This is a genomic window from Thioclava sp. NG1 (assembly GCF_003122275.1).
Taxonomy (GTDB): Bacteria; Pseudomonadota; Alphaproteobacteria; order Rhodobacterales; family Rhodobacteraceae; genus Thioclava; species Thioclava nitratireducens.
Window position 1 is genome coordinate 42747 of record NZ_QFBB01000012.1, and the last position, 23767, is coordinate 66513.

43 protein-coding genes and 1 tRNA gene are annotated in these 23767 nt (G+C 61.4%); 23 read left to right on the forward strand and 21 right to left on the reverse strand.

Annotation, left to right across the window (positions count from 1 at the left end):
- Positions 1-44 precede the first annotated feature (44 nt).
- Positions 45-121: transfer RNA gene (locus tag DEM26_RS17995), tRNA-Arg, on the forward strand.
- A 54-nt stretch (positions 122-175) separates the two neighbouring features.
- Here DEM26_RS17995 and DEM26_RS18000 read toward each other — a convergent pair.
- The 21 genes from DEM26_RS18000 to DEM26_RS18085 form a co-directional block, all read right to left on the reverse strand.
- The gene (locus tag DEM26_RS18000) at positions 176-1030 is read right to left on the reverse strand and encodes a tyrosine-type recombinase/integrase (RefSeq protein ID WP_233243190.1); all 855 of its coding nucleotides are present in this window, start codon (positions 1028-1030) and stop codon (positions 176-178) included.
- Positions 1031-1077: 47 nt separating this feature from the next.
- The gene (locus DEM26_RS20735) at positions 1078-1419 is read right to left on the reverse strand and encodes a helix-turn-helix domain-containing protein (RefSeq protein WP_233243192.1); all 342 of its coding nucleotides are present in this window, start codon (positions 1417-1419) and stop codon (positions 1078-1080) included.
- Positions 1412-1891, reverse strand: a complete 480-nt coding sequence (locus DEM26_RS18005; RefSeq protein ID WP_109173002.1) for a hypothetical protein — start codon at positions 1889-1891, stop codon at positions 1412-1414. The genes DEM26_RS20735 and DEM26_RS18005 overlap by 8 nt, the downstream gene beginning before the upstream one ends.
- On the reverse strand, positions 1891-2088 hold the full coding sequence (locus tag DEM26_RS20255; protein ID WP_146194482.1) for a hypothetical protein: 198 nt from the start codon (positions 2086-2088) through the stop codon (positions 1891-1893). The genes DEM26_RS18005 and DEM26_RS20255 overlap by 1 nt, the downstream gene beginning before the upstream one ends.
- Entirely contained in the window at positions 2085-2327 is a 243-nt protein-coding gene (locus DEM26_RS18010; protein WP_146194483.1) for a hypothetical protein, read from the reverse strand. Before DEM26_RS18010 ends, DEM26_RS20255 begins: the two co-directional genes overlap by 4 nt.
- Positions 2312-3004 carry a hypothetical protein gene (locus DEM26_RS18015; RefSeq protein WP_109173004.1) on the reverse strand — a complete coding sequence of 231 codons (693 nt, stop codon included), beginning with the start codon at positions 3002-3004 and terminating at the stop codon, positions 2312-2314. The genes DEM26_RS18010 and DEM26_RS18015 overlap by 16 nt, the downstream gene beginning before the upstream one ends.
- A gap of 148 nt (positions 3005-3152) precedes the next feature.
- On the reverse strand, positions 3153-3689 hold the full coding sequence (locus DEM26_RS18020) for a hypothetical protein (protein WP_109173005.1): 537 nt from the start codon (positions 3687-3689) through the stop codon (positions 3153-3155).
- The gene (locus DEM26_RS18025) at positions 3689-3940 is read right to left on the reverse strand and encodes a DUF2312 domain-containing protein (protein ID WP_109173006.1); all 252 of its coding nucleotides are present in this window, start codon (positions 3938-3940) and stop codon (positions 3689-3691) included. The genes DEM26_RS18020 and DEM26_RS18025 overlap by 1 nt, the downstream gene beginning before the upstream one ends.
- Positions 3940-4356 carry a hypothetical protein gene (locus DEM26_RS18030; RefSeq protein ID WP_109173007.1) on the reverse strand — a complete coding sequence of 139 codons (417 nt, stop codon included), beginning with the start codon at positions 4354-4356 and terminating at the stop codon, positions 3940-3942. Before DEM26_RS18030 ends, DEM26_RS18025 begins: the two co-directional genes overlap by 1 nt.
- A complete protein-coding gene (locus DEM26_RS18035; protein WP_109173008.1) occupies positions 4356-5051 on the reverse strand; it encodes a hypothetical protein in 696 nt (231 codons plus the stop codon). The genes DEM26_RS18030 and DEM26_RS18035 overlap by 1 nt, the downstream gene beginning before the upstream one ends.
- Positions 5048-5752: a YqaJ viral recombinase family protein gene (locus DEM26_RS18040; protein ID WP_109173009.1), complete on the reverse strand. Its 705-nt coding sequence runs from the start codon at positions 5750-5752 to the stop codon at positions 5048-5050. The genes DEM26_RS18035 and DEM26_RS18040 overlap by 4 nt, the downstream gene beginning before the upstream one ends.
- A complete protein-coding gene (locus DEM26_RS18045; RefSeq protein ID WP_109173010.1) occupies positions 5749-6318 on the reverse strand; it encodes an HNH endonuclease in 570 nt (189 codons plus the stop codon). Before DEM26_RS18045 ends, DEM26_RS18040 begins: the two co-directional genes overlap by 4 nt.
- The gene (locus tag DEM26_RS20445; RefSeq protein WP_158275157.1) at positions 6315-6473 is read right to left on the reverse strand and encodes a hypothetical protein; all 159 of its coding nucleotides are present in this window, start codon (positions 6471-6473) and stop codon (positions 6315-6317) included. The genes DEM26_RS18045 and DEM26_RS20445 overlap by 4 nt, the downstream gene beginning before the upstream one ends.
- On the reverse strand, positions 6470-6709 hold the full coding sequence (locus tag DEM26_RS18050) for a hypothetical protein (protein WP_109173011.1): 240 nt from the start codon (positions 6707-6709) through the stop codon (positions 6470-6472). Before DEM26_RS18050 ends, DEM26_RS20445 begins: the two co-directional genes overlap by 4 nt.
- The gene (locus DEM26_RS18055) at positions 6706-6984 is read right to left on the reverse strand and encodes a hypothetical protein (protein WP_109173012.1); all 279 of its coding nucleotides are present in this window, start codon (positions 6982-6984) and stop codon (positions 6706-6708) included. Before DEM26_RS18055 ends, DEM26_RS18050 begins: the two co-directional genes overlap by 4 nt.
- A 121-nt stretch (positions 6985-7105) precedes the next feature.
- Entirely contained in the window at positions 7106-7477 is a 372-nt protein-coding gene (locus DEM26_RS18060; RefSeq protein ID WP_109173013.1) for a hypothetical protein, read from the reverse strand.
- Positions 7478-7491: 14 nt separating this feature from the next.
- Positions 7492-7758 (reverse strand): hypothetical protein, encoded by a 267-nt coding sequence (locus DEM26_RS18065; RefSeq protein WP_109173014.1) that lies wholly within the window; start codon positions 7756-7758, stop codon positions 7492-7494.
- 226 nt (positions 7759-7984) lie between these two features.
- Complete coding sequence (locus DEM26_RS18070; protein WP_146194484.1) at positions 7985-8224, reverse strand: hypothetical protein; 240 nt, start codon at positions 8222-8224, stop codon at positions 7985-7987.
- A complete protein-coding gene (locus DEM26_RS18075; RefSeq protein WP_109173016.1) occupies positions 8217-8399 on the reverse strand; it encodes a hypothetical protein in 183 nt (60 codons plus the stop codon). The genes DEM26_RS18070 and DEM26_RS18075 overlap by 8 nt, the downstream gene beginning before the upstream one ends.
- Before the next feature lie 27 nt (positions 8400-8426).
- Complete coding sequence (locus tag DEM26_RS18080; protein ID WP_158275158.1) at positions 8427-9119, reverse strand: type VI secretion system-associated protein TagO; 693 nt, start codon at positions 9117-9119, stop codon at positions 8427-8429.
- Positions 9120-9145: 26 nt separating this feature from the next.
- On the reverse strand, positions 9146-9805 hold the full coding sequence (locus tag DEM26_RS18085; protein WP_109173018.1) for an XRE family transcriptional regulator: 660 nt from the start codon (positions 9803-9805) through the stop codon (positions 9146-9148).
- Positions 9806-9845: 40 nt separating this feature from the next.
- Between DEM26_RS18085 and DEM26_RS18090 the strand changes: the two genes are divergently transcribed.
- The 22 genes from DEM26_RS18090 to DEM26_RS20460 all read left to right on the forward strand — a co-directional run bounded on the left by DEM26_RS18090 (position 9846) and on the right by DEM26_RS20460 (position 23763).
- Positions 9846-10055: a helix-turn-helix transcriptional regulator gene (locus DEM26_RS18090; RefSeq protein ID WP_109173019.1), complete on the forward strand. Its 210-nt coding sequence runs from the start codon at positions 9846-9848 to the stop codon at positions 10053-10055.
- Positions 10056-10160: 105 nt separating this feature from the next.
- Positions 10161-10637 carry a hypothetical protein gene (locus tag DEM26_RS18095; RefSeq protein WP_109173020.1) on the forward strand — a complete coding sequence of 159 codons (477 nt, stop codon included), beginning with the start codon at positions 10161-10163 and terminating at the stop codon, positions 10635-10637.
- A complete protein-coding gene (locus DEM26_RS18100; RefSeq protein ID WP_109173021.1) occupies positions 10634-11005 on the forward strand; it encodes a hypothetical protein in 372 nt (123 codons plus the stop codon). The genes DEM26_RS18095 and DEM26_RS18100 overlap by 4 nt, the downstream gene beginning before the upstream one ends.
- 88 nt (positions 11006-11093) lie before the next feature.
- Positions 11094-11369, forward strand: coding sequence for a hypothetical protein (locus DEM26_RS18105; protein WP_109173022.1), 276 nt, complete (start codon positions 11094-11096; stop codon positions 11367-11369).
- Positions 11366-11812: a hypothetical protein gene (locus DEM26_RS18110; RefSeq protein ID WP_109173023.1), complete on the forward strand. Its 447-nt coding sequence runs from the start codon at positions 11366-11368 to the stop codon at positions 11810-11812. The genes DEM26_RS18105 and DEM26_RS18110 overlap by 4 nt, the downstream gene beginning before the upstream one ends.
- A complete protein-coding gene (locus tag DEM26_RS18115; RefSeq protein WP_109173024.1) occupies positions 11809-12057 on the forward strand; it encodes a hypothetical protein in 249 nt (82 codons plus the stop codon). Before DEM26_RS18110 ends, DEM26_RS18115 begins: the two co-directional genes overlap by 4 nt.
- On the forward strand, positions 12054-12764 hold the full coding sequence (locus DEM26_RS18120; protein WP_109173025.1) for a hypothetical protein: 711 nt from the start codon (positions 12054-12056) through the stop codon (positions 12762-12764). Before DEM26_RS18115 ends, DEM26_RS18120 begins: the two co-directional genes overlap by 4 nt.
- On the forward strand, positions 12761-12931 hold the full coding sequence (locus DEM26_RS20450; RefSeq protein WP_158275159.1) for a hypothetical protein: 171 nt from the start codon (positions 12761-12763) through the stop codon (positions 12929-12931). The genes DEM26_RS18120 and DEM26_RS20450 overlap by 4 nt, the downstream gene beginning before the upstream one ends.
- Positions 12931-13386 carry a RusA family crossover junction endodeoxyribonuclease gene (locus DEM26_RS18125; protein ID WP_109173026.1) on the forward strand — a complete coding sequence of 152 codons (456 nt, stop codon included), beginning with the start codon at positions 12931-12933 and terminating at the stop codon, positions 13384-13386. Before DEM26_RS20450 ends, DEM26_RS18125 begins: the two co-directional genes overlap by 1 nt.
- A 57-nt stretch (positions 13387-13443) precedes the next feature.
- Entirely contained in the window at positions 13444-14832 is a 1389-nt protein-coding gene (locus tag DEM26_RS18130; RefSeq protein ID WP_109173027.1) for a replicative DNA helicase, read from the forward strand.
- Positions 14829-15080 (forward strand): hypothetical protein, encoded by a 252-nt coding sequence (locus DEM26_RS18135; protein WP_109173028.1) that lies wholly within the window; start codon positions 14829-14831, stop codon positions 15078-15080. The genes DEM26_RS18130 and DEM26_RS18135 overlap by 4 nt, the downstream gene beginning before the upstream one ends.
- Positions 15077-15871: a YdaU family protein gene (locus DEM26_RS18140; RefSeq protein ID WP_109173029.1), complete on the forward strand. Its 795-nt coding sequence runs from the start codon at positions 15077-15079 to the stop codon at positions 15869-15871. The genes DEM26_RS18135 and DEM26_RS18140 overlap by 4 nt, the downstream gene beginning before the upstream one ends.
- A gap of 4 nt (positions 15872-15875) precedes the next feature.
- Positions 15876-16079 carry a hypothetical protein gene (locus DEM26_RS18145; protein ID WP_146194485.1) on the forward strand — a complete coding sequence of 68 codons (204 nt, stop codon included), beginning with the start codon at positions 15876-15878 and terminating at the stop codon, positions 16077-16079.
- Positions 16080-16085: 6 nt separating this feature from the next.
- Positions 16086-16697, forward strand: coding sequence for a transcription termination/antitermination protein NusG (gene nusG, locus DEM26_RS18150; RefSeq protein WP_109173031.1), 612 nt, complete (start codon positions 16086-16088; stop codon positions 16695-16697).
- Between the two features lie 284 nt (positions 16698-16981).
- Positions 16982-17215, forward strand: a complete 234-nt coding sequence (locus DEM26_RS20905; protein WP_369907870.1) for an HNH endonuclease signature motif containing protein — start codon at positions 16982-16984, stop codon at positions 17213-17215.
- A gap of 308 nt (positions 17216-17523) precedes the next feature.
- A complete protein-coding gene (locus DEM26_RS20910) occupies positions 17524-17979 on the forward strand; it encodes an HNH endonuclease (protein ID WP_369907867.1) in 456 nt (151 codons plus the stop codon).
- Between the two features lie 111 nt (positions 17980-18090).
- A complete protein-coding gene (locus tag DEM26_RS18165) occupies positions 18091-18489 on the forward strand; it encodes a P27 family phage terminase small subunit (protein WP_146194486.1) in 399 nt (132 codons plus the stop codon).
- Entirely contained in the window at positions 18467-20242 is a 1776-nt protein-coding gene (locus tag DEM26_RS18170) for a terminase large subunit (protein ID WP_109173035.1), read from the forward strand. The genes DEM26_RS18165 and DEM26_RS18170 overlap by 23 nt, the downstream gene beginning before the upstream one ends.
- Before the next feature lie 7 nt (positions 20243-20249).
- A complete protein-coding gene (locus DEM26_RS18175; RefSeq protein ID WP_109173036.1) occupies positions 20250-21491 on the forward strand; it encodes a phage portal protein in 1242 nt (413 codons plus the stop codon).
- Positions 21478-22314, forward strand: a complete 837-nt coding sequence (locus DEM26_RS18180; protein WP_109173037.1) for a head maturation protease, ClpP-related — start codon at positions 21478-21480, stop codon at positions 22312-22314. Before DEM26_RS18175 ends, DEM26_RS18180 begins: the two co-directional genes overlap by 14 nt.
- Before the next feature lie 14 nt (positions 22315-22328).
- The gene (locus DEM26_RS18185; RefSeq protein WP_109173038.1) at positions 22329-23567 is read left to right on the forward strand and encodes a phage major capsid protein; all 1239 of its coding nucleotides are present in this window, start codon (positions 22329-22331) and stop codon (positions 23565-23567) included.
- Positions 23568-23622: 55 nt separating this feature from the next.
- Positions 23623-23763, forward strand: a complete 141-nt coding sequence (locus DEM26_RS20460; RefSeq protein WP_158275161.1) for a hypothetical protein — start codon at positions 23623-23625, stop codon at positions 23761-23763.
- Positions 23764-23767: the final 4 nt, after the last annotated feature.

Sequence of the window (23767 nt, forward strand, 5' to 3'; positions counted from 1 at the left end):
TCCCAGTTGCGAGCCGCGCGCTCCTTCTTTATACGCCGCTTCAGGCACCCATAGCTCAGCTGGATAGAGCGCTGCCCTCCGAAGGCAGAGGCCGAAGGTTCGAATCCTTCTGGGTGCGCCAACAATCACTGACATTTTCGAAGCTTCGTAGGGCCATTTTGCCGGGTAGTTTCTGTTACTTGTAACGGTTTCCGGTTCTTGACACGCCGTCCATGGCGTTTTTCGCCGATTCCATGTGGTCCGGTGCGTGGTGGCCGTAGACTTTCTCGATCGTCTCGACGCTGGTGGCGAAGTATCCAGAGACCTGCCACTTGTCCGCGCCGCCCTGAAGCGCCCAGGTGATCGCGGTATGCTTGAGTGTGTGAGGCGTGACCTTCTCCAGCTTGGCCGTCTTCACGGCGTTGGCGAAGCCACGCTTGATGTCGCCGACGCGAGCGCCCTGGTACTCTACGGCCCAGACAGAGCCGGAGGCGTGCCAGCGGCGCAGGTGGCCGAGAAGCTTGCGCGGGATCGGGGCAGGGGTGCGGCGCTTATTCGTGGATCGCTCGCCTTCGCCCTTGCGATACATGATGCCGTTATCAAGGTCGAACCACCCGCCGATCGTGTTTGCCTTGAATCCCATCCGCAGGATCGCGTCTTTTCGCGTCCCGGTGTAAAGCCCGATCAGGATGAAGCGCGCGATGTGCGAGGCCTTGTGACCTCGATGGGCGGCTCTGAGCAGCTTGGCAGCCTCCTGGCGCGTCAGATACCGCTCCCGTGGCTCTGGCGCCTCCGGTAGCGTGACGACCGGCGCTGTGGTGATGATGCCCTCATGGTGGCAGTAATTCAGAGCTGCCTGCAGCGTCCCAAGCTCTCGGCGCACAGTCGAGGTGGCAACCGGTCTGCTCTCGCCCTCCGGGCAGCCGCGAGTCGTGCGGCGGGTCTTTGCATAGCGCCGGCAGGTCTCTCCCTTGACGTGAGACGCCTTGAGCGCGCCCCAGAACGGCAGAAGGGCCTCGATCGCGTAACCGATACGCTCCGGGTCGGCCACCGTTACCGCGTACTCCTCCGCATAGACCGCGAGGATCTCAGAAAGCGTTATTGCCCCCGGTTCAGCGGCGTAACCTGACCGCCCTTTTGTGGCGATGTAGGCTGCGAGCGCTTTTTCAGCGTCTGCGCGGCTCGTGCAGCCCGTTGACCGGTCTGGCTGTCCGGTATCGCGGATGTACCAGTGCGGGCGGTGGGTGAACTTGTGGAGGCGCGGGCCTTTCGCTGGTCTCGGCATTTCCTGATCAACTCCGCAAGGCTGTCGCGTTCGAGTCTGATAGCGCGCCCCATGCGCACGATGAAGCCGTGCTCCTCGGCAGCGGTGCGCAGGCTGGCTTTTGGAATGCCAAGCTCTTCGGCCGCCGCGTCGATGGTGATGAGCTGGTTAGGCATTGAGCAACCTTTCCTTTGCATCGCTAGCATCAGAATGCCTCTCGAGCACACGCTGCAGCGCTTTGCTGTGCTGGGTCTTCGACCCCGATATCCTTTCGGCGAGAACCTTGGCGCTCGACGAAATCAATTCGTCTATGCTGCTCACGAACTCTGAATCGCGGCATGATCCATCGTTCTCACACACGAAGTTCGAACGGGCTCTTTCGATGGCGGTGCGGATGAAATCGCGAGACCTTTCATTGTGATCATCAATCTCGTTGAGGCGAGCGATCGCGCCGATCACCTGCCAGAGCGTTGAGTCAATCTGGTCGGCATACGGCTCCGAGTTCACTGCCGAAATCGAGCGAAGGAAGTCCTCGAAAAGCTTGCTGAGCTTCACGCCGATCTCGTGCTCCAGGAAGAGCGCCTCTCGCTTATCTTCGCTCATAGATGAAAGGTTGCATGCCTTAGTATCTTGCTTTGGTTCACCCATCACTCGCCTCCCAATTCAATCGTCCCCTCAAGCACGCCGTCCACGCGTAGGCCATCCAGCACGTCGCAGTTGTTCTCGATCACGCTTTCCTCCGTGTCGCCGTAGAGGGTGATGCCGAATGGCCGTCCGTCACGGTAATAGGTGCAGACGAACGGAGACAGGCCAGGAATGCGCATCGGTGGTTTGAGCTCACTCATGGTCTATGCCCCTTGAAAAGCCGCCCCTTGCGCTGCGACCAGCTAAGTTTGTGGTAGCGGGTACGCTGCGACCACTTCCGCTTGCGGCGGATCTTCTGCCACAGCTTCTTGTTCTCGGCGCGCTTGATGCGGTGCTCGATCTGCATCCGTTCGGCGTAGGGCATTTGCACGGTGACGGGCGGAAGATTGTGGCCCATACCTGCGATCGCCATGATGCCAGCGGCTAGAAGGCTACGCATCTTTGGCCTCCTTCCATTGCTGCGGCGGTCCACTGCTCGGCGCATGCTGCGGCCACGCCCTCGAATGTTCTGCTGCGGAATTTCCAGCGATCCGGCCCGGGCGGCGCGCGGTGAACCGCTGACCAGCGCTTGTGGTCTTCCGTCCCTGCCTTCGGCGGAGATAGCCGGTTCGTCGCTTCCAGCGCAGGCAATCCGCGGAGGTAGAAGCCAGTCGCCTTGAAGAACGGCTCACCGAACCACCACGGCTGCACGATCTGAGGGCGTGGGATGTCGGCAGGAAGCCTCGCGCGAGCGTGCTTGTGCATCACCGGGTTTTCGACGGCGACGCGATCGATCGGCGCGTTCCAACAAGCGGCGAACAGGTCGACTCCTTCGTCAAGCTCGCGCCACATATCCTCGACCGTGCGACCGGGCGGCGGAACGTGAAGCCAGCGCACGCCGCTGTTGCACAGGCGGGTACAGGGAGGGTGCGCGACGATGAGCATATCCCAACCATTGTCCAGGTGATCGCGCACGTCGCCGCGGATATGGTGATTGCTCCCATCGTCTGCCGGGAGCAGATCACAGGACCAAGCCTCATGCCCGAGCGCCGAGAAGGCGCGCCGCATGACGCCGCTCGTCTCGCATCCGATCAGAATGCGCAGCCCGGTCGGCTCGATGTTCAGTGCTCCATCCATCACATTTTCTCCTTTCGCCCTTATCTCGACCGGGCAGGCCGCAGGTTTCGCTGATTGGCGGTCCGAATGCGTTTCCCGCGCACCACCGCCGCGTCATCAGCGACTGCTGGGCCATGCTGCCCCGTTCGGATCAGGTGCGCGGCGTGGTTCATGCGGGCTGCGCAGCGGCGTCGTCTTCCCATGCCACCGGCATGAATATGCTCTGTACGGCCAGCTTCTCTTTCACGTAGACAAAGGTGCCTTTGCCGAGCGCCCCAAAGAGCCCGTAAGCCTTCCAGTCGCAGGGTTTACCTTCGCGCTCGATTCCGCTGTCGCAGGTGTAGGCATCGCTCGAAATGCCGCCGCATGCCGGGCACCGGAAACGAGGGCTTCCGATGGACTCCTTCAGTTGGGCGACCGTATCAAACACCCGGACGTGGTCGGCATCGATCTTTGGTTGGTTCGCGTCTTGGTAGTAGTTCATGTACCAGTAATCGCGGCCCTTTTCCCACGCGTTCAGTACGTCGGCGGGATCCATGCCAAGCGCGTCGCCGTAGTGCTTGGCCCTCTCGACCGTCCAGTCAAACTTTGCCTGGTAATCGTGGAACGGGCGCCCGCCTTTCTGATAGTACCGGTCCTTCGCATAGTCTTTGTCGACCGCGGCGCGCAGGCTCTTGTAGCCGTCGCATTGCGTGATATCCGCCATCAGCCCATCCCCAGCGCGGACTTGTAAAGCTCGAGGATCGCCTCTTCCTCGGCCACATCATCCTTGTCGCGCTTGCGCAGGGCGACGATCTTGCGCAGCACGGCGGAATCGTAGCCTCTCGCCTTTGCCTCCGAGTAGATGTCCTTGATCTGCTCTGCGGCGTCCTTCTTCTCGGCCTCACCGGCTTCGATCTGCTCTAGAAATTGCCGAAGCTCCTCAGCGTTTGCGTTGTAGGCGGCGTCGTTGGGCATCAGTCGTTCTCCTCTTGATCGTCGATCTCTGGCTTTGCCGGGACGTATTCGTGGTTCCGAGAAGCGGCGAACTGGAAGCCGGTGAAGGTCAGGCCGTGCTTCTCCTGCCATGCATCCATTGCCGCCCTCACCATCTCCTGAAGGTCGTTGCGCTGCTCCGGTGTGATCGGGAAAACCTCGGTGTCACCCTCTGGGTCGCCGTGGTCTTCATAGGCGCGATCTTCCGCTTCCTCGGCGAACATGTGGCCGTCGAAGTATCGGCTGATCTTGATATTCGCTGGCTTCATGGCCTCGACGATGTGGCCGCCGTCTTGCTCTTCGGAGGCGATGTAGACCGCCTCTTCGCGGGTATCGCACTCGGTATGGAAGCGCTCATCGTCATGGCCGACCCACCACTTCCATTTTTCTTCGCTCATCAGTCATTCTCCTGGCTGCCGAACCCGCCAGCCGCGCGCGCTTCTTCCTCTGCGCGGCGCAGGTCGTCTTCGGTGGGGGTGTTTTCGGTATCGGTCGGCGGCAGGCCGAAGGGGTCGTCATCCATTTCCGCGTCGGCTTTCGTGCTGATCTCTTTCAGCTCATCCATGATGGCCTTGGCTGCCGACTGGCAGGGCTTACCTGCATCAGAGGTCCACCACTCGCGGAAATCATCAGTTCCCTTGCGAGCGGCTGCCCGAGCTGCCTTCTGCGCCTCGTCGACATCAACCTCGGGCCGCGGCTCATCGATCTTGAGCGGCTGCACGGTGAAAAGCTTGCGCGAGCCCTTGGAGGCAGTGAGCGGCATCGAGATCGGCTTTTCGATGTGGCTCATCGCGCGGATCCGGATTCCACCGACAGCCATGCCGCCCCACTTCACATCAGGGTCGCGGTAAAGGCGCATCGCGCGGCCGACGTACTTGCTGGCGTCAGGGCCCCAAGCTTGCACCATCACCCGCGACATCGACTTGCACGGGCGGAAAACCTTCGGGCTGCCTTCGAAGGCAATCGAAACCGGCTGCTCTTCACCGCCGCGGATCTTCACGTCTGTGATTTTGATGGTGATCTCGCGCCCGATCAGGTCGTCGGCGTTGATCTGGTCGCTCTTCGGCTGGATTACAGAGGTCATGTCGCTCATACGAACATCTCCTGTTCAATGCGCCGTTCGGTGTCGAACATGCGCGCGTTGTCGCGCCCGAAGGCGTCACGGAAATCTGCGAGCTTCCCAGCCAGTTCAGCTTCGAACTCACCCGCTGCGTTGATGATTGCGTCTTGGATCACCGGGTCCGGGTACTGCCGGATCACGACCATAGGCAGGCCGCCGTGGTAGCTCACGAAGTCGATCCATTTGCGCTCAGATACGGCAAGGCCGGTCTGGCACTGAAGCAGGTAGTCAGTGGGGATCGTCGTGCTGTCTCCGTCATGGACATGCTCGATGATCGTCTGCACCTGGTACTTCTGGCGGCGCGACTTGCATTCCCCGGCGCCGTCCTCTCCGACGAGCCAGTCAGGCGAATAGCCGATGGTGAAACCCCACTTGTCGTTCGTGATGAAGCCGACGGTGTGCGTCTTCTCGATCTGCTCGTCGTAGAGCTGTCGCGCCTCAATCTCGTCCATCTGGCCGCGCAGCATGTCGTCGCTGATGTAAGTCGGCTCGACGTAGCGCGTGATGCGCTGCCCGAGAAGCTCATACAGGTGCGCCCGTGTCTTCTCGTTCTTCGCTACTGCCAGCTTCGGCGTGATGATAAGCTTGACCTCGCTGGCCGTGAGCAGGCCGCAACGTGCTTGCAGCCATTCGTCGCTGCCTTGCTCGAGCTCGTCGTAAACTTTGATGGTCATAGGCTTGCCTCCTGCGGGAAATTCAGACGGGCGAAGTCGCCACGAAGCTTGAGCGCGGCAGCATCACGGGCACGAGCTGCAGATATCGCGCTGTCGTACATGCCAACGTGGATGGACTTTCCGTGATGACGGATTTCAGCCCTCCAGCGTCCAGCAGCGTGCTTTCGGACGCCGATGAACAGGCCGCGCTTTGCGTTGCATGATCCGCAGTTCATCGCATTCGCTTGCGGATCGGCTTCACGCAGGTTGCTGATGCGATTGTCGCGCTTGTCACCGTTGATGTGGTCGACACCGATCGGCCAATATCCATGGACCATCACGAAGATCACGCGATGCGCGAGATATTGGCGGTTGTAAATTGCGCCAGACTTGTAGCCATGGCTCGCCTTCGCACCGTTCAAAGCCTCTTTCCCTGCGAACTTCGTATTCCACCCATCGCAGGCGCGCTGTCGAACGCCCCTTTCATCCGAGAACATCGAAGCTGGCCGGGGCTTCCAGAACAGAAGACCAGTGGCCTCGTCGTAGTCCAGCAACTGCCGAAGATCGCTTGCGCTAAGGATGTTCACTTCACTTCCTCCTTCGCGTCACGCTCCAGCCGCTGAGCAGCCTCGGGCGACAGTTCGATGTGACCGCCAACCGGGAAGCCCCACACATCCGCAGCGAGGCGGGCCGTGATGTCGCGTCCGTTGGCGTCGATGATGCGGGTGGGTTGGTGGGTCACTGGCTTTGCTCCTGCTGGTGCTGCCACTCTGCGAGCCGCCCTATAGGGTCAGCCCACGCGAGGGCGGAGAAAGAAACGACTGCGAGAACGGCGAGGCAGAAGAGAAGCCGACGCTGGCGGCGCTGCTCGGCGCGAATGTCCTGCTGCATCAGAGGCTCGTTGCGGATCTCATAGGCCGGCGCCATGCGGCCGAGGCCGGAGCGGTCTTCGCGCAGATCGGTGGGGTGGATGCTCATTTCACGGCCTCCAGAACGCCTTGCGCATACGAAATCTGCTCGCGCAGGCTGATCGTCTGCTCACCATCCCCACGGGTTCGAGGGTGATAGAAGGTCTTCACATAGAGGCCTTCACCGACCTTGCCGCGCATATCAGAGAGGATGCATTCGGCGTGGCTGATAGCTGCCTCAAGGCGCTCAATGCGCTTGATAGCGGCCTCCATTGCGCCCTTCGCGCCGATCATCTTCTGCACCTGCTCTTTTTCGCGGGCGATCTCGTCTTCGGTCTTTGCCATTGGTTCATATCTCCGAAAGAAAGCGCCCGAGCCTCGCCAGTGGTCTGGGGGAGGAGCCTCGCTGGCTGAGGCCCGGGCAGGTGGCCGCGCGCTGGTAGGGACAGAGGCGCGCAGCTGGCAGTTATTCGTCGTCGCGGCGCTGCTCGTATCGGTAGTCGCCGTAGTCGTCGGCGGCGTCCTGAGCGGCCTGCTGCACGAGGTCAGCGAGAAGGTCTTCGCGGAGGTCATCGAACCAGGTGCCGCTGTCTTCGCCCATCAAGGCGAGCGCTTTGATCGCATTTTCGGGGCTGATCTGGCGCCCGTTACTCTCGATCGACAGCAGAGCGCCGGTGTCGGCGTCGTAGGTGCCTTTCCAGTCGAGCTGGATGTCCTCGGCGTCGATGAAGAGCGGGTTGGTGACATCGCTCGGGGCGAAGCGCGGCTTGCGGCGCAGGTCGTCAGGCGGGGTCAGGCGCCATGTGTCGTAGCTTGGCGGGAGCTGGTGAATGCTCATTGCTGTGACCCTCCTCAGGCCGCGAAGCTGTTGAAGTGCAGATGGCGACCGATCCTGCGGTAGATCGTGCGGAACCGGGCCGCGACGTGAACCGGGAGCTCTGCCTTGTGCTGCTCCTGAAAGCGCCACGCGTGGTCCGCGATCTGCTCCAGGTCGAAACCGCGCAGAATGGCATTCGAGATAGCCACAAGCTCAGGGTGCGGCTGGTAGGCGTCCTTGTCAGAAATGAAGTCCGGAACTGCGACAGCCTTTAGAGCGAGGCGGGTGCGAAAGTCGTCCATCTGTGATCCTCCATCTTGCCGCGATCTGCTGGGGTGGCTTCGGCGGCGGTGTGAGGATGTTGTCGCAAATAGCGACACAAAGATCAAGAGGAAATGTCGCGGATAGCGACAAAATTTGTCGCTGGAGAGTCGCTACCCTGCTATCCTGCCATTGCCAGCGCTTGGCTGGCGGACATGAAAAAGCCCCGCTCGATGGCGGGGCTACTGTAGGCGTCTTGGGGCTTCCTTAGAGGAATTTGATCATGATGCCGATCACTGCGACGGAAACGCCAGCGTAGGCCAGGAGGCGGGTATTCATCCAGTCTTTGGTGGGCATGTCATCGAGCTTGCCCTTGATGAAGGACATATCCGATTCCAGCTGTCTGACGCGCTCTTCCATAGGGTCAAAGGTGCCACCGCCGCCACCATTTTGCAAGGAGCGCCTGATCTCGTTGAGCTGGTCAGATATGTCGTGAACGTTACTCACCATTCCACTCCTTCACCATTGCCATCTGCAGATCGACCGCCTCCTCGATCGCTTTCGAAGCTCCGTCATGGTCTCCGGTGTTCAGCGCCTGAATTGCCTGAGTCAGCTTCGCCGTGACGGAGACAATGCGCCATGCAATCAAATCCGGCAATTTTTCACTCTTAGTGTCGTCCATTGAGCCCTCTATCTGGTCCTAAGCCCCTTACCAGTGGCACGCCTCGCGCAGCGGCTTGATTGCCTCGTCGAGCCCCGAGATGTCGAAGGTCATGCTTACGCGAGACTCGCTGAATGGCGTCGCTTCCACGTAGAGCTTAGACGCGCCCATGAGGCCTTTGATGAACGGTATCGCTCGACCGCCACTCCACAGCCCGAGCGCGGTGTTGTCGTTCGACTCGCCCATGTTGGTGCGAGCCGGCTTGCGGTCATCCACGCGATAGTTCACTCGACCGTGCCCCGAGTTCGAAGACATGAAGAGGCCGCCAAAGACGATGTAAGCGTTCGTCGTGTTGCTCTCGCATCTAAAGACGAGCGAGGCGCGATCGCGCGCCCGGAAGCGATCGTGCATCGGCTCAGATGATAGGGTCGTCAGCTGGACGACCTTCGAGTCATCCAGAGGGTTTTTCTTCTGGTACACTGACCAGTTGTCACGAGGTTCCGGCTTCACCGGCGTGTAGAAAACTGACGATGGATCACCGTTGGCTTCGCTGGTTGGCGCTTCGTCGGCTTCGGGCGCTGCGGCCGTCTGCGAGGTGGCAATCTCGTCGAAGCACTTCAGCCGCTCATCGTCGACCACGATCCCTGCGCATTTGCTAATCTGAGCAGGCAGGGGCTCAGATGCTGGCGATGACGCGGAAAGGCATAGAAATGCGATCGGGGCGAAAATGAGCTGCTTCAAAATAACCTCCAGAGAAAATCCTTAAATCAAGCCGCCCTCTGCACCATGTCCGGCGGCAAGTGAAAGCGCACCGGAGCTGCCCATTTCAGACTGCGATCATACATCGGCGCCACGTTCTGATTGAGCGAGATCAGGTGGTAAAGTCCCGGCTCCCCGCCAGGCTTCACATGCTTGATCCAGACGCGCCCGTCCGTGTCTTCAGCTACGCATATGCGGCCAACTGCCTCGCTCGGCACACCCATAACGTCACGGGAATAGAAGATGATCGATCCGTTCTGGTAGTAGGGCTCCATACTGTCGCCGCGCACCTCAAGCGCCACTACGCCGTGGGGGCTGATCTGCGGCGGGCAGGGAACGTGATACATGCCATCGCCCTTGGCGTATGCGTCCACAAGCTCGACCTCGTCGCCAGCTCCAGCGAAACCTGGCACGGCTATGGGCGGGCGCTCGACGACGATCAGGTCTTCGGCGCTCACTTCGAGGGCCTTTGCTACCTGCGACAAGCGGTTCACGTTGATAGTCTTCGCGCCAAGCTCCAGCTCGTTCAGATAGGAACGCGAAATGCCAGCCTTTTCGGCAAGCAAATCGAGCGTAAGCCCCTTGGACTTCCGTATTTCTCTGATCCTCAGCTTCATGAGGCCATAAAGCACGGTTTCTCGGGGATGTGGTGTCGTTAATAGCGACATTTCATCTTGCCTCAATTGTCGCTATGTGCGACAAAGCGGCATGACACAGCTTCGAGAGTATCTCGCCAAAAATGGCATCACCCAAGGTGAGTTCGCAGACAGGCTCGGGATTTCCCGGACGTATCTGAACGAGATCGTAGGCGGGCGGAAAACGCCGACGCTTGAGATCGCATTCGCCATCCAGACCCAGACCGAGATGGAGATAAAAGCTTCCTCTTGGGTCAAGCAAACCGACCGGGCCGCGTCCTAAGCCTCGCGGCCCGATCTGAACTGACACTGAACAACACCTTTCCATGCTCAGACGGTCGCACGGGAAGTGGCAACAACCAAGCGAACACGACATCGGAGAATTCACATGCGATTTTGTGAGGCAGGATCGATCCAAGACGCAGTGCAGCGCGCCTATGAAGCGGCTGGCGGCGTCAAGAAGGTCAGTGATGCCCTCGGCATCCTGCCTTCGACGCTGAGCTACGGTACTGAGGTCCGCGAGGATCGCCCCGGCGGGCTCGGCGTCAACTACCTCGACCGGCTCGCCCGCATGTCGCCCGCATCGGCCCAGCACGTTGCCAGACACTTCTCGGCAATCGCAGGGGGCGTGTTTCACCCGATCGCAGAGGGCGGCGAAGACCTCAGCTCGCTTTGCGCGGTCATCGCGAAGGAGGGCGGAGAGGCTCAGGCAGCAGCCATCCGTGCCGCCCACTCGGCGTCTCAGCAGGACTATCGGAAGGCGCTGCGTGAGATCGACGAGAGCATCGAGGCTCAGACCCGGGCCCGGGCCGAGATCCTCGCGCGCTTGGAAAAGACAGTTCCGCTGCGCGGGGTGGTGTCATGAAGTCCAACCCGGAAACCATCCACGCGCATATGGCCGGAACGAATGGCGCAGAGGTCTATGGCTGGTGGGACACGACAGGTGCTCCCGGAATCACCAAGGAATACGTTCTCTCGTCGGAGCTTGCGAAAGCATCCACAGAACTGTCGGTCACCAAAGCTGAGAACCGCAAGCTGAACATGCAGGCAGTGTCGGACAGCTGCGAGAACCAGCGATTGATGGAACAGAATGCGCTACTCAAGAAGGCGCTTGAAAAAGCCATGTGGCGCTTCCGGTCTCTCGCTTTCAACTACCCTGATATCGACGGTCTTTCCGAGGCGGCGACGACTTACGCCGATAGCATTAAATCAACGCTGGAGGCCTCGGAATGATCGGCTTCGCAGTCATCGGCTTCACGCTAAACGTCACCGCGTTCGCCATGCTCGTCGGCGTCACTTCGCTTTTCGTGGAGGTGCCGTGATGACAGAGCGCACCCTCTGGCAAGCCGTGGTCTATCGGGGCGTCCTCGATGCTCTCTCGCTCGACCCGCGCGTCATGACCCGAACGATGACACCGGCACGCATGGACCTGCTGAAGCGCGTTCAGCGCGATGCGCATGACTGGATCGCAGCACCGTCGCGCAACTTCGTCCGCGTCTGCGACATGGCTGGGCTCGACGCGGGCTTCATCCGCGACGCCTACCTGAGCGGCCGTATCAATCCGATCTATCTTCGGCGCTCTGAGGCCGCCCAATGAGCGGGGCCAGCGCAAATCGCGGAATTACCGTTTCGGAAGCAGAATTCCGTCGCCTCTGGGCGGATCGCAGCCTCACGCGCGATCAGATCGGTCAGCGTCTCGGGGGCATCTCCGGCGAAGCCGTGCGCAATCGCGCTATGGCACGCGGCCTTCCGTTCCGCGGGAAATGCAAGCGTCACATCGCAGCTGTCCAAGACGAGGCGGAGTTCGAGCGCATGTGGCTCGCGAATGTGAGCTCGTCCGTCTTGGCCGAGCACTACCGCTGCTCTCGGGCCGCAATCCGCAAGACCGCGAAGCGCCTCGGGTTGCCGTCGCGCAAGTCATGGCCGCGCCAGATCAGTATGGCGAAGTTCCGGGAGATCGATGCTGTCCGCGCGATGCATGAGATCGCGGCAAAGAACCGGGCTGAGTGGGAAGCCAAGCACCGGGAGGCCGCGGAATGACCATTCAAGCCGCCACGATCCAACGCAACGCCACTGACCGCCGCGAGGCGATCCTGCGGATGTCGCGCGAAGAACTGGCCGGGGCGTGGTTCGCCCACATCCACCGGCAGAGCGACGACCGGGTCGCGCGGTCCACCGTCGCCGTGCGCGCCCGCGATCTGGGGATGACCCAGCGCGATCTGGCGCGGTTGGCGCATCGGGGCGGGCTGCTGAGTGACGCGGAACTGGTGGGGTATCGAGGATGAGCGCGGCATCTGCGAAATCACTGTTTCGTGCCACGAGGACGAAGCCGAAGTCAGATGGCCGTCAAGCGCTTCTCGCTGATTTCCCGGAGCAGAGGAAGGTGCGCGAAGACAAGCGCCGCGCGCACGACGCATACCTTACGGGCGAGCCAGATGCGATCCGGGCGCTGCTTCATCTCGATGGTGAGCGTATCCGCAAATCTGGCGGCGTCTGGGAGCCAGCGTGCGGGGCAGGGCACCTTGTCCGCGAAATTCGCGCAGCAGGGCTGAAGTGCTGCGCATCAGACCTGATCGATCGGGGGTGCCAAGACAGCTGGACCGCCGACTATTTCACCTGCTTTCGGAGCAGAGCTGGCGCGATCATCACCAACCCGCCTTACAACCTGATCAATGCCAGGGACGGGAAGGGCGAATGGCTCAGGCACACGCTTGAAATGCCGGGCTGGGATTACCTGGCCCTACTTCTGTCGTGGGATTGGCCAGCTGCCCGTGCCAATGGCCTTGGCGCGCTGCTCGACGCCCACCCATTCACCTACTGCTACCTCATGCGCTGGAAGCTCGACTTCACCGGCGAAGGTAGCCCGCCACAACGAAATGCTTGGTTCGTTTGGGACCGGTTCGATCGTCGCGCCAACGATGGCAGCGCGCCTGAGCCGTCGTTCCGCTGGATGGACCGTGAGGACGGAAGACAGGGAGACCTATTCGCATGATCAGAGCGCTCTTCACCCGCTTCACCAAGCCCCGCCGTGACCTCCTCGCCGAGCGCGACGCGCTGATGCACGAGGCGCGGAAGCTTCGCTGGCAGCACAAGTCGACCAAGCACGTGCAGGCCAAGCTGGAAGCGGTGACGAATGAGCGGCTGCGGAAGGGGTGCTGATGCGCGTGACCTTCACCATACCGGGCCGCCCGTTCGCTAAGCAGCGCCACCGCGTGAGCTTCAAGCAGCGCCGCACATTCAATACAGCGGCAAACGAAAGCTTCGAGCGCACGGTCGGCGAGATCGCCGTGCAGCACTTCCCGTGCCCGATCAAAGGGCCGGTGCGCGTCGAGATCGTCGCAACCTTTGTGCCGGCGAAAAGCTGGTCGAAGAAGAAGCGCGCGGAGCATCTGCATCGGCCGCACTGCCAGAAGCCTGACGTTGATAACGTCGCGAAAGCGATTTGCGACGGGCTGAACCGCATCGCGTGGGCAGATGACAGCCAGATCGCGGAAATGAGCGTGCGCAAGGGCTGGGGCATCCGCGAAGAAACTGTCGTGCATGTAGAGCCTCTCGTCGCGCTGGATTCCTGCGACTACCGCGCGCTGCGCGACCGGCTGGTTGGCGGTGAGTGATGGCTTGGCAGAGCATTGGAGAACTGGCGCGCAAGCTGGTCGAAAGGAGCAAGGACGATGAGCAACGTCGCGACGATACATGAGCGGGCGCCGCTGAGCATCGAAGGGGAGCAGGCCGTTCTCGGCGATGCACTTCTGAACCCGCAGCACATTGGCCGCATTGCATCGCGTGGCGGGGCCGATCTGTTCCACGAGCCGACCCACGCCGAGGTCTACCGGATCATGGCGGAGCGCGATCGCGCTGGTGAGCTTGTGAGCCCGGTCACCATTTCCGACGCATTGCGCGGCAGCGAGGCACTCGCATCGCTGGGCGGCGCGGGCTATCTCGCGCGCCTCGCAACGGCAGCGCCAGCAAGCGCATCGATCAGCGGCTATCTCGACATGCTCGCGGACCTCAAGTCGAAGCGGAATCTCGTCGCGTCGATGTCTGAGGCACAGGCTGCGATCGCGCGCGGAGAGGACCCGGCCCACGAGATTGCGGCGCGTCTTGAAGCGGCCCTGATCGCGTCCAACCGGGTAGACGACCGACGCGGGCCGGTCAGCATGCAGGCCGCAGTCGTGAAGGCGATGGGGCAGGTCAATTCCGCTTACGTCGGCGAGGAAACCGGCGCGATCTTCACCGGCATTCCTGAGCTCGACGACCTGATCCCGGGCTTCTATCCGGGAGAGCTGATCATTCTCGGCGGTCGCCCCAGCATGGGCAAAACGGCCGTCGCGCTGTCGATGGCGCTCAACATCGCGCGCGCCGGGCATGGAGTTGGCATCGTATCGCTGGAGATGAACCCGGAGCAGATGGCGCTGCGCGCGCTGTCCGAGGCAACGGCCCAAAGCGGGCGGGCGACGAGCTACAAGCAGATGCGCCGGGGCGACATGACCGAGACGCAGGTCGACGCGCTGCGCGGCTGTGCGGAGAGCGTGGCGAACCTGCCGATCTACTTCCTCGAGCGCAAGCATGCGGATCTCGGGGCGATGGTGGCCGGCGCCCGCCAGATCAAGCGCGCGCTCGGCGACAAACTGAAGCTGCTGATAGTCGACTATGCCCAGCTGCTCAAGGCGCCAGGTCGCAGCCGATACGATCAGATCACCGAGGTGTCGATCGCGCTCAAGAGCCTCGCGGGTCTTCTCGACATCCCGGTCATCGCTCTGTCTCAGCTTAGTCGCGGCGTTGAACAGCGGGACGACAAGCGCCCGATGCTCTCGGATCTGCGCGAGTCCGGGCAGCTGGAGCAGGACGCCGACGCGGTGCTGTTCTGCTACCGCGACGAGTACTACGTCGAGCGGTCTAAGCCAGACGACGAGGACAAACTGGAGCTGTGGCAGCGCGCCATGGAGAAGGCTCACAACCGCCTTGAGATCATCGTGGCCAAGCAGCGCCAAGGTGACATCGGAACGGCCCGCGTTCGCTGCAACGTGGCGCTAAACCTGATCTGGAGCGACCGCAAATGAGTGAAGACGAAAATACGTGGGCGGCGCTACTGATAACGCTTCTCAATCTTGCGGGTCCGCGTGACAAAGCCGCTCCCGCAATAGCTGATGCGCTCTCTGAAGCGCTGCGCCGGGATGACCTGTCAGGAGACCCAGAAACTGTCTCTGGCCTGCTCGGTGATGTCAGAAGGATCATGATCGAGAGCGGCTACACCGATCGCCTCAACAAGTTTCCTAATCTTTCGGTGCTCGAAGGGGGAAGGAAATGAGCCAAGCACCAGCAATGCCGATCTACTGGGACGCCTATCTCGCGGACACGACACACCTCTCCACCGAGGAGCATGGCGCCTACCTATTGCTCCTCGCTGCCATGTGGAGGCGCAATGGTGTCATCCCCGATGATGACCAGGACAACGCCAGAATTACGGGCCTGTCGCGCGCGAAATGGCGCAGGGTAAAAGAGCGCCTTGCACCTCTTCTTACGATCAGAAACGGCGAGATCACGCAGAAAAAACTGCAAAAAACGATGCAAAACACGCTCAAAATAATTCAGAAAAACCGCGAGAATGGGGCCAAAGGCGGAAGGCCTAGAACGAGCGAAAACAGTAACTTAGCAAAACCCAGCGGTTCTTGTTCGGATAACCCAAACGAAAGTATGCCAGAACCAGAACCAAACAATGCTTCGCATTGTCGTGCGCGCGATCCGAAATCAGATCAGGAAATCACCCACCGCGAGAGGCTCCTCGATGCGATCGGTGCAGACAGGTCTGGGTGCATCGGGCCAAACGGAACCGTTCTCGGCACCGTGGCGCACATGGAGCACGCCAAGCGATGGTCGGAGATGGGCCTATCCGTCGATCGGCAGTGCGCGGTGATCCGCGAGGTGATCCAGCGCAAGCAGGACAAGGATCCGTTCTTCGTGCCGCGCAGCTTCGGGTATTTCGACGGGCCGATGCAGGAGGCGGCACAGGCTGCCAGCGGGCAGGGCAGGGCGGGTAGATCGGTCGAGGACGCTCAGACCGCGTTCCTCCGCCGGGTGGCTGGCGGGAATGGAGGCTGACCGCGTGACCCAGCCGAGCCGCCGTAGCCTCGACCAGCACCGCACCGCGGTCGGCGTCCACCGCAAGGCGCTGGAGCGCGCCGTCGCGTCGGCGATCCGGCAGTGGCACGAGGGCGCGGACGGCAACGTGCTGATCGGGAAGATCGAGCAGCAGTTTTTCCCGGGGCAGGCCGGGGATGAGCGAGATGAAAACCAGAAAAGGGACTGAGGGGCGATGATGATGACCAGGCGCGCGAAATATCAAATCGGGCAGATCGTGGACCTCCCGGAGCGTCGGGGCCCGCAGGTCGGGGAGGCGCAGCCGCGTTGGTTCGCGTTCACCACGCCGCCGCTCAAGGAGCCAAACGCCAAGGCGTGGTTCGAGCATCACGGGATCGAGTGCTGGTATCCCAGCGAGACGCGCTGGCGGCGGATCCCGCGCGGCCGGAAGAAGAAAGCGCCGTATGAGGCCCGCCTCGTACCGCGCTACATCTTCGCCCGGTTCACCGGCAAACCTCAGTGGGATGTGCTGCAGTCGTCGCGCTGGATCAGCGGCGTGATCGGGATTGAGGGGCGCCCCATGCCGATCAGCGATACGACGCTCTCGCAGATGGCGCACGTCCCGGCAGCGATTGCCAAGATGCGTGCCGAGGCGGAGGAAGCCGCCCGGGTCCGCGCCGGTGATCGCGTCGAGATCAAGGACGGCTCGATGCAGGGCTGGGTGGTCGACGTGGTCGACGTGCACAAGGGCATGGCTCGCCTGCTGATTGGCATCCTCGGCGGCCACGAGGCGACGATCTCTGTGGATCGGCTGGTGCGCCTGCAAGCCCTAGCGTCAGGCTCTTGAAATGACTGCAAGATGGTGTATCTTCGGAAACAACCTCGCTAGTAGCGAAAGCGAACGCCGTAGGGACAGCGCATCTCGGGACGCAATAGCGCCGTGGATGCGACTGCGTAAGCTATTCCTAGAGGGACATTTGGTCGGCCCGTCGCAAGCAGCGGCGGGTTTCTTCGTATCGAGGTGACGTGATGGCAAAGGCATCAGCGCACCCATTCGCGGGCAGAGCTGGCAGCGCCAAGCGCGATGCCCATGCCATCGCCCTCTACGCCGAGCAAGACGGCAAGTGCCGCATGTGCAGCGCGCCGATCCCGCCGACCCTGAGGGGCCGGACGGGGAAGCGTGCCGCAGTGGTCGACCACAAAAGGCCGTGGCGCCTGCGGCCTGACCTGTCGTTCGAGCGGAGCAACCTCGCTCTGGTGTGCGCAAGGTGTCACGACCGGCATTGTGCCTCGATCGAAGCGGCATATTGGCCAGATGCAGATATGATTGCAGAGGCCAAAGAAAGGTTTTGCCAGCAGTGGTGAGCTGGGTAAAATAAACGGGCCGAAGTGGTGCTGGTAACACCGCAACGGCCCTAACCATAACGAACGTGCGAGGTTCGATGATGGCTAATAGCCAAGTAGCACGGCATACATCCGTTTGCCAATTGTGCGGCAAGAGGTTTGCTCACAAGCCGTCGATCAAGAGAGTTTGCTGCTCACGGGAATGCGGCCTCTTCTGGCAGTCGCAGAGGCGATCGATGCTACAGTCTCGCGGGATCGTAAGGCACATTGTGTTCCGAAGTGATTGCGCAGGGTGTGGTAGAAGGTTCACTTCTGACCGCGCCTCAAGAATGTACTGTTCTGCTGATTGTTATAGCCGCACTATATCTGCGCGAGTATCAACATTGCCTGCCTCTGCTAATTGCAGCTTGTGTGGATCTGAATTCAAGCCTGTAAGCACTGGCGGAAAACCATCTTCGTTCTGCTCAAGCAGCTGCAAGGCTCAGGCAAAACTAAAGCTTCGAGCTACATCTCGAAGGAAGCAAAAGGCGAGGAAGCGCGCAGTTACCGTCGAGAGTGTTGATGCGATTTCTGTTTTTGATCGGGATAGCTGGAAGTGTCAGATTTGCGGAGTGAAGACACCGAAGTCACTTCGAGGCACATACGACGATAGAGCGCCTGAGCTGGACCACATCCATCCGATATCGAAAGGCGGAGAGCACTCGTATCGAAATACTCAGTGTACGTGCAGGAAGTGCAATGCTGAGAAGTCTGATGGTGCAGGTGGCCAGCTGAGGCTGTTCTAGGAGAGCCAGGGGGGGGGGGCGTAAAATGTTGGAAAAGCGCCCCTCCGGAAACCCGCCGCACCCCTGCGTTTGAGATATCACCTGCGAAAAGTAGGGTGGGAGTGCTGACCTATGCGGCAACCGAGATACAGCGACATTTTCGCGGGCCACGACGAGGGATCAGCGATGGCCGAGCAGGCTCGCGTGCTCTGGGCGGAATACAAGGCTGACCTCGACGGGCGCGGCCTCTGGAACACCGCTCGAGCGAAGACGGTGGACCGCCTCGTGCGGATGACCGTCGAGTATCTGCACTATCATCCGATCGCAGTGGCGCAGGGCCCGGTAACGAAAGGCCCGAACGGCGGAGAGGTCGCAAGTATGCTCTGGGCGCAGGTGCGCAACATGGCGGATCAGATCGCAAAGCTGGAGAAGGCCCTGACGCTCACGCCGGAAAGCGTCGGCACCAAAGCTGAAGCTCCGAAGGGCAGGGGCGGAAAGACAGCAGCCGATGAGTTCCTCACAGCCCATTGACCAGACCACGCAATATGCGCGCGATGTGGTCTCTGGGAAAATCGTTGCTGGGAAGTTTGTGCGATCGCAGTGCCAGCGCCATCTGGACGATCTGGAGAAAGGTGCTGGGCGCGGGCTGCATTGGGACGTAGAGCAGGCGGAGCGGGCAATCCGGTTCTTCCCGGCAATGCTGACGGTGACGGAAGGGGCGAAAGAGGGCGAGCCGTTCACGCTGTTGCCGTGGCACATGTTCACGGTTGGCTCGATCTTCGGTTGGCGCACCTCGGAGGGTTATATCCGCTTCCGGTTCGTGTGGCTGGAAACGGGGAAGGGGCAGGCGAAATCGCCGCTCATGGCAGCGATCGCGATTTACCTCACCGGATTCTACGGAAAGAGGCGGGCCGAGGTCTATTGCATCGGCCAGGACAAGAACACTGCCCGCGTGATGTTCAAGGACGTCTACAGCATGCTGCGGGCGCCCATCCCGGGAAAGGACGGACTGACGCTCGAAGATCTGGCGTTCGTGATCCGCGGCACCGGTGATCTGGCCTACAAGGTCGAGCACACCGCCTCGGGGTCGTCGATCGAGCCGCTCGCGAATACGGATTCCGTCTCCGGGCCGAAGCCGATCCTCGTGGCTGGCGACGAAGTCCACGAGATGAAGTCAAACAAGGCCATCGAGATGTGGCGCGCTGCCGTGGCGAAGAAGCACGGCGACAGCATTCTGATGCTCGGGACGAACACCCCGAGCGCAGATCAACAGGTAGGGACGGACTACAGCGACTTCGTGCAGAAGGTCGTGACCGGCGAATATTCCGACGACAGCGTGTTCGGTTATATCGCCCGGGTCGACGAGAACGACGACCCGCTCAATGACGAGAGCTGCTGGGTGAAGTCTCTGCCGGCGCTCGGGATCACTTACTCGCTCGACAATATCCGGGCGCTCGTCGTGACGGCGAAGCAGCAGATCAGCACGCAGCTGACGACGAAGAGGCTCTATTTCGGGATTCCGGTCGGATCGGCTGGGTTCTGGACCTCTCAGCAAGCTTGGGAAGAAGCGCAGGGCGAGGTGGATGAGGTGGCCATGAAAGGCCGTCGCTGCCACCTTTCGCTGGACCTTTCGGAGAAGAACGACCTGACCGCCATTTCCGCAGCGTGGGAGGGCGACAGCATCTGCGTCAAGAACTGGTATTGGACGCGGGAATACGAGATCGAGGACCGCACGACTGCGGACGCGATACCATATCGCGAGCTGCAAGCGGCGGGACTGATCGAGATCACGCCGGGACGCGTGATCGATTACAGCTTCGTCGCGGCGCGGATCATGAAGCTATGTTCGGATCACGACGTGGTGCGCATGGCAGTGGACAGCGCGCACCTGGAGAAGCTCTGCGAGGCATTCGATCGCGAGGGCTTCGCATACTGGATCGAAGGCGAGGCGGAGACGGGCTCAGGCCTGAAGATCGTTCGGCACAAGCAGGGCCATCACGTCAGCTTCGACGGAAAGTTCCTGTGCATGCCGACAAGCATCACCCAGCTCGAGGATCACATGCTCAAGGGCACCGTGGTGATCGACCGGAACAAGCTGACGAGCATCTGCGCGCAGAACGCCATCATCCGCGAGGATGGCTTCGGCAACCGGATGTTCGACAAGTCGCGCTCTCGGGGGCGGATTGACGGCGTGGTCACGCTGGCGATGGCCGTCGGGTCGGCGACCGCAGCGATGGAAGACAAGACCAGTGTCTACGAGGCGCGCGGCATTCTGAGTTTCTGAGGGGCGCATGGGCATTTTCGACATATTCCGCGCCAGCGGAGGCCAGACAAAGGAAGCGCTATCGCCCCGCGCCATGACCGGCGAAGGTCAGCTTTTCTCAGGGCTAAACGATCCGGCGTTCTACGAATTCCTGCGCAATGGTGGGGGCGGCGCGTCAGCATCGGGCGTGCATGTGACTACCAAGCGGGCCCTGCAGAACACTGCGGTGCTGCGATCGGTATCGCTTCTGGCATTCTCGATCGGGATGCTTCCCCTTCACCTGAAGGACAAGACCACGAAGGAGGTCGCAGACCACCCGCTTCATCGGGTGCTGCACCGCAAGCCGAACGCCTGGCAGACCGCCTTCGAGTTTCGCTCGATCATGCAGCAGCGAGCGCTCACCGAAGGAGATGCATTCGCTCTGAAGGTGATGAGCGGAAACAAGATTATCCAGCTCGTGCCACTGTCGAACTGCAAGGTGGTGCAGAACCCGGATTGGTCGCTGACCTACACCGTGACCCGCAAAAACGGCGGCGACGTGAAGTACCGGCAGGAGGACATCTTTCACCTGCGCTACGGGCTTTCGGAGGACGGGTTTACCGGACTTTCCATGGTTAAACAGGCGGCTGAGGCGATCGGCCTCGCGTTGCAGGCGGAACGTTCCGCTGCGCGCATGTTCTCGAAGGGCATGATCGTCGGCGGGTTCCTGAAGCACAAGGACAAGCTGTCGCAGGAGGCATTCAACCGCCTCAAGGAAAGCATGGCCGACGGCGAGGGCGCCGATAACGCCCACAAGTGGAAGATCCTCGAAGAGGGGATGGACATGCAGTCATTCCAGGCCCCGGGCAAGGACGCTCAGGGCTTGGAGCAGCGCCAGCACCAGATCGAGGAAATCGGGCGAGTGTTCGGCATCCCGCGCCCGTTGCTGATGATGGATGACACGTCTTGGGGCTCTGGGATCGACGTTCTCGGGCAGCTTTTCGTCCGCTACTCGCTCAACCCGTGGTTCGAAGCGTGGCAGCAGGCGATCGAGCGCGATCTTCTGACCGAGGCCGAGGCGGATAAATACGAGGCGAAATTCAACGCTGGCGGGCTACTGCGCGGGTCGATGAAGGATCAGGCTGACTTCTTCGCCAAGGGTCTTGGCGCTGGAGGCCACACGCCGTGGCTTCATCCTGACGAGCCGCGCGAATGGATGGACCTGCCGCCGCGCAATGACCTGCCGCAGCCTATGGGCGCACAGAAAGGGGCACAAAATGAGCCTTCGTAAACTCCCGGAAATTGAAGCTGGCCGCTTGCCGACCGTCTGCGCCTTTGAGCCAGACGCAGATGCGCTGGAGCGCTGGAACGCCGGCCTGTCGCCGAAAGCACAGGGCGAGAACACCATTACGATCCTCGAAGTCATCGGCGAGGACTTCTGGACCGGCGGTGGTGTGACCGCGAAGCGCGTTGCTGCAGCCCTGCGCGCGATCGGGTCGCAAGACGTGATCGTAGAGGTCAACAGCCCCGGCGGCGACTTCTTCGAGGGTGTCGCCATTTACAACCTGCTGCGGGCTCACCCGAATAAGGTGACCGTCCGCATTCTTGGCCTCGCAGCCTCTGCGGCTTCCGTCATCGCGATGGCGGGCGACGAAATCCAGATCGGCAAGGCCGGATTCCTCATGGTGCACAATGCGTGGGTGATCGCGATGGGCAACCGTCACGACCTGGCCGATGCTGCGGCGACGATGGAGCCGTTCGACGACGCAATGGCCACGCTTTACGCGGATCGCGCCGGCGTCTCGAAGGCCAAGGCGGCCGAGTGGATGGACAACGAAACGTGGTTCAACGGCGAGCAGGCCGTCGAGGTCGGCCTCTCGACCGGTTTCCTGCCTGCTGACGCCGTGACCGAGAACAAGGCAAAAGCGGAGGCCATGAGCGGGGTGAACGCAACCCGGCGCATCGATGCCCGCCTCGCCAAAACCGGAATGCCTCGGACGGAACGCCGCGCGCTTCTTGCCGATGCAAAAGGGGGCACGCACGACGCTGCCCTGACCGTCAAGCACGACGCTGACGCTATCGCGGCCCTCGTTTCGGGCCTCTTCAAGAGCTAAATCAGGAGACAATCATGTCCAAGCACATGCTTCCCGCCAAGGCGCGCGGGATCGTCGCCGTTCGTGCAGATGCAGGCGGTGATGTTACGAAAATTCTTGCCGACCTCCAGAAGGATTGGCACGAATTCAAGGCCACCCAGGCGCAGAAGGACAAAGAGGTCAACGCGAAGTTCGACGACGTGGTGACCACGGAGAAGATGCAGCGCATCGACTCCAGCGTGTCCGAACTGCAGGCGGCGGTCGATCAGGCCAATGCTAAGCTCGCGGCGATGACCGCGAACGGCGGTGGTGCCGGTGGCGTGAAGGATCAGGAATACACCGATGCTTTCCGCGCGCACTTCCGCAAGGGCGAGGTTCAGGCGAACCTGAACAAGGGCGCTGCCGATGAAGGCGGCTATCTGGCTCCCGTGGAATGGGATCGCACGATCACCGATAAGCTGATCGAAGTCTCGGCCATGCGTCAGATCGCGGGTGTCCAGACGATCTCCGGCAACGGCTTCACAAAGCTGTTCAATCTGCGCGGCACCGCATCGGGTTGGGTTGGTGAAGCGGCCGCTCGCCCGGAAACCGGGACGGCAACCTTCGGCTCGATGACCTTCACCACCGGCGAAATCTACGCGAACCCTGCTGCAACGCAGCAGATGCTGGATGATGCCGAGGTGAACCTCGAGGCGTGGATCGCGGGTGAGGTGGAAACCGAGTTCTCGTATCAAGAGGGCCTCGCGTTCATCTCGGGCAACGGCACCAACAAGCCGAACGGCTTCCTGACCTACGTCACCGGCGGCGCCAACGCAGCGGCGAATCCGCTGGGTGCCATCGAAGCGAAGGCGGCGGCTTCGGGGAGCGCCATTACCGAAGACGAACTGCTGGATCTGATCTACGCAGTGCCGTCGGCCTACACCGGCAACAGCCGTTTCGTGATGAACCGCACGACCATGGGTGTCGTTCGCAAGCTGCGCGACAGCACTGGCCGTCAGCTCTGGGAGCCGTCCTCGCAGGTCGGTCAGCCCTCGCAGCTCCTGGCCTATCCGGTCACGGAAATGCCCGGCATGCCGGACATTGCGCTGTCGTCGCTTCCGATCGCTTTCGGCGACTTCCGCCGCGGCTATCTGATCGTCGACCGCACCGGCGTTCGCGTCCTTCGCGATCCCTTCACCAACAAGCCCTACGTGCACTTCTACACCACGAAGCGCGTCGGTGGCGGTGTCGTGAACCCCGAGTGCCTCAAGGTTCTGCAGATGGCTGCGGCCTAAACCATTTGGGCGGGCTTAGCGGCCCGCCTTTCCCTCAAAACGAAAGATGCGAATCATGGCTGATGAAAAGCAACAGAAGCCCGCGGAAGCAAAGGCGGCGTCCGCGAAAGCTGCCGGTCGGCAGTCGATGACTGCAGAGGACGCCAAGGCGCTCGGGCTCGACCCCACGCCCTACGGCAAACCTGCCAAGAAGTAACAGA

Excerpts from the sequence above, each read along its gene's own strand:
- DEM26_RS18125 (WP_109173026.1), top strand. The coding sequence starts at position 12,931 with ATGCGCGTGACCTTCACCATACCGGGCCGCCCGTTCGCTAAGCAGCGC.
- DEM26_RS18060 (WP_109173013.1), bottom strand. The coding sequence starts at position 7,477 with ATGAGCATTCACCAGCTCCCGCCAAGCTACGACACATGGCGCCTGACC.
- DEM26_RS18090 (WP_109173019.1), top strand. The coding sequence starts at position 9,846 with ATGACACAGCTTCGAGAGTATCTCGCCAAAAATGGCATCACCCAAGGT.
- nusG (WP_109173031.1), top strand. The coding sequence starts at position 16,086 with ATGATGATGACCAGGCGCGCGAAATATCAAATCGGGCAGATCGTGGAC.
- DEM26_RS18175 (WP_109173036.1), top strand. The coding sequence starts at position 20,250 with ATGGGCATTTTCGACATATTCCGCGCCAGCGGAGGCCAGACAAAGGAA.
- DEM26_RS18020 (WP_109173005.1), bottom strand. The coding sequence starts at position 3,689 with ATGGCGGATATCACGCAATGCGACGGCTACAAGAGCCTGCGCGCCGCG.
- DEM26_RS20460 (WP_158275161.1), top strand. The coding sequence starts at position 23,623 with ATGGCTGATGAAAAGCAACAGAAGCCCGCGGAAGCAAAGGCGGCGTCC.
- DEM26_RS18050 (WP_109173011.1), bottom strand. The coding sequence starts at position 6,709 with ATGAGCATCCACCCCACCGATCTGCGCGAAGACCGCTCCGGCCTCGGC.
- DEM26_RS18010 (WP_146194483.1), bottom strand. The coding sequence starts at position 2,327 with ATGCGTAGCCTTCTAGCCGCTGGCATCATGGCGATCGCAGGTATGGGC.
- DEM26_RS18065 (WP_109173014.1), bottom strand. The coding sequence starts at position 7,758 with ATGGACGACTTTCGCACCCGCCTCGCTCTAAAGGCTGTCGCAGTTCCG.
- DEM26_RS18005 (WP_109173002.1), bottom strand. The coding sequence starts at position 1,891 with ATGGGTGAACCAAAGCAAGATACTAAGGCATGCAACCTTTCATCTATG.
- DEM26_RS18180 (WP_109173037.1), top strand. The coding sequence starts at position 21,478 with ATGAGCCTTCGTAAACTCCCGGAAATTGAAGCTGGCCGCTTGCCGACC.
- DEM26_RS20735 (WP_233243192.1), bottom strand. The coding sequence starts at position 1,419 with ATGCCTAACCAGCTCATCACCATCGACGCGGCGGCCGAAGAGCTTGGC.
- DEM26_RS18030 (WP_109173007.1), bottom strand. The coding sequence starts at position 4,356 with ATGAGCGAAGAAAAATGGAAGTGGTGGGTCGGCCATGACGATGAGCGC.
- DEM26_RS18055 (WP_109173012.1), bottom strand. The coding sequence starts at position 6,984 with ATGGCAAAGACCGAAGACGAGATCGCCCGCGAAAAAGAGCAGGTGCAG.
- DEM26_RS20905 (WP_369907870.1), top strand. The coding sequence starts at position 16,982 with ATGTGCAGCGCGCCGATCCCGCCGACCCTGAGGGGCCGGACGGGGAAG.
- DEM26_RS18075 (WP_109173016.1), bottom strand. The coding sequence starts at position 8,399 with ATGGACGACACTAAGAGTGAAAAATTGCCGGATTTGATTGCATGGCGC.
- DEM26_RS18040 (WP_109173009.1), bottom strand. The coding sequence starts at position 5,752 with ATGACCATCAAAGTTTACGACGAGCTCGAGCAAGGCAGCGACGAATGG.
- DEM26_RS18085 (WP_109173018.1), bottom strand. The coding sequence starts at position 9,805 with ATGTCGCTATTAACGACACCACATCCCCGAGAAACCGTGCTTTATGGC.
- DEM26_RS18115 (WP_109173024.1), top strand. The coding sequence starts at position 11,809 with ATGACCATTCAAGCCGCCACGATCCAACGCAACGCCACTGACCGCCGC.
- DEM26_RS18100 (WP_109173021.1), top strand. The coding sequence starts at position 10,634 with ATGAAGTCCAACCCGGAAACCATCCACGCGCATATGGCCGGAACGAAT.
- DEM26_RS18165 (WP_146194486.1), top strand. The coding sequence starts at position 18,091 with ATGCGGCAACCGAGATACAGCGACATTTTCGCGGGCCACGACGAGGGA.
- DEM26_RS20450 (WP_158275159.1), top strand. The coding sequence starts at position 12,761 with ATGATCAGAGCGCTCTTCACCCGCTTCACCAAGCCCCGCCGTGACCTC.
- DEM26_RS18095 (WP_109173020.1), top strand. The coding sequence starts at position 10,161 with ATGCGATTTTGTGAGGCAGGATCGATCCAAGACGCAGTGCAGCGCGCC.
- DEM26_RS18110 (WP_109173023.1), top strand. The coding sequence starts at position 11,366 with ATGAGCGGGGCCAGCGCAAATCGCGGAATTACCGTTTCGGAAGCAGAA.
- DEM26_RS18025 (WP_109173006.1), bottom strand. The coding sequence starts at position 3,940 with ATGCCCAACGACGCCGCCTACAACGCAAACGCTGAGGAGCTTCGGCAA.
- DEM26_RS18135 (WP_109173028.1), top strand. The coding sequence starts at position 14,829 with ATGAGTGAAGACGAAAATACGTGGGCGGCGCTACTGATAACGCTTCTC.
- DEM26_RS18015 (WP_109173004.1), bottom strand. The coding sequence starts at position 3,004 with ATGGATGGAGCACTGAACATCGAGCCGACCGGGCTGCGCATTCTGATC.
- DEM26_RS20910 (WP_369907867.1), top strand. The coding sequence starts at position 17,524 with ATGTACTGTTCTGCTGATTGTTATAGCCGCACTATATCTGCGCGAGTA.
- DEM26_RS18130 (WP_109173027.1), top strand. The coding sequence starts at position 13,444 with ATGAGCAACGTCGCGACGATACATGAGCGGGCGCCGCTGAGCATCGAA.
- DEM26_RS18035 (WP_109173008.1), bottom strand. The coding sequence starts at position 5,051 with ATGAGCGACATGACCTCTGTAATCCAGCCGAAGAGCGACCAGATCAAC.
- DEM26_RS18105 (WP_109173022.1), top strand. The coding sequence starts at position 11,094 with ATGACAGAGCGCACCCTCTGGCAAGCCGTGGTCTATCGGGGCGTCCTC.
- DEM26_RS20255 (WP_146194482.1), bottom strand. The coding sequence starts at position 2,088 with ATGAGTGAGCTCAAACCACCGATGCGCATTCCTGGCCTGTCTCCGTTC.
- DEM26_RS18170 (WP_109173035.1), top strand. The coding sequence starts at position 18,467 with ATGAGTTCCTCACAGCCCATTGACCAGACCACGCAATATGCGCGCGAT.
- DEM26_RS18185 (WP_109173038.1), top strand. The coding sequence starts at position 22,329 with ATGTCCAAGCACATGCTTCCCGCCAAGGCGCGCGGGATCGTCGCCGTT.
- DEM26_RS18140 (WP_109173029.1), top strand. The coding sequence starts at position 15,077 with ATGAGCCAAGCACCAGCAATGCCGATCTACTGGGACGCCTATCTCGCG.
- DEM26_RS18120 (WP_109173025.1), top strand. The coding sequence starts at position 12,054 with ATGAGCGCGGCATCTGCGAAATCACTGTTTCGTGCCACGAGGACGAAG.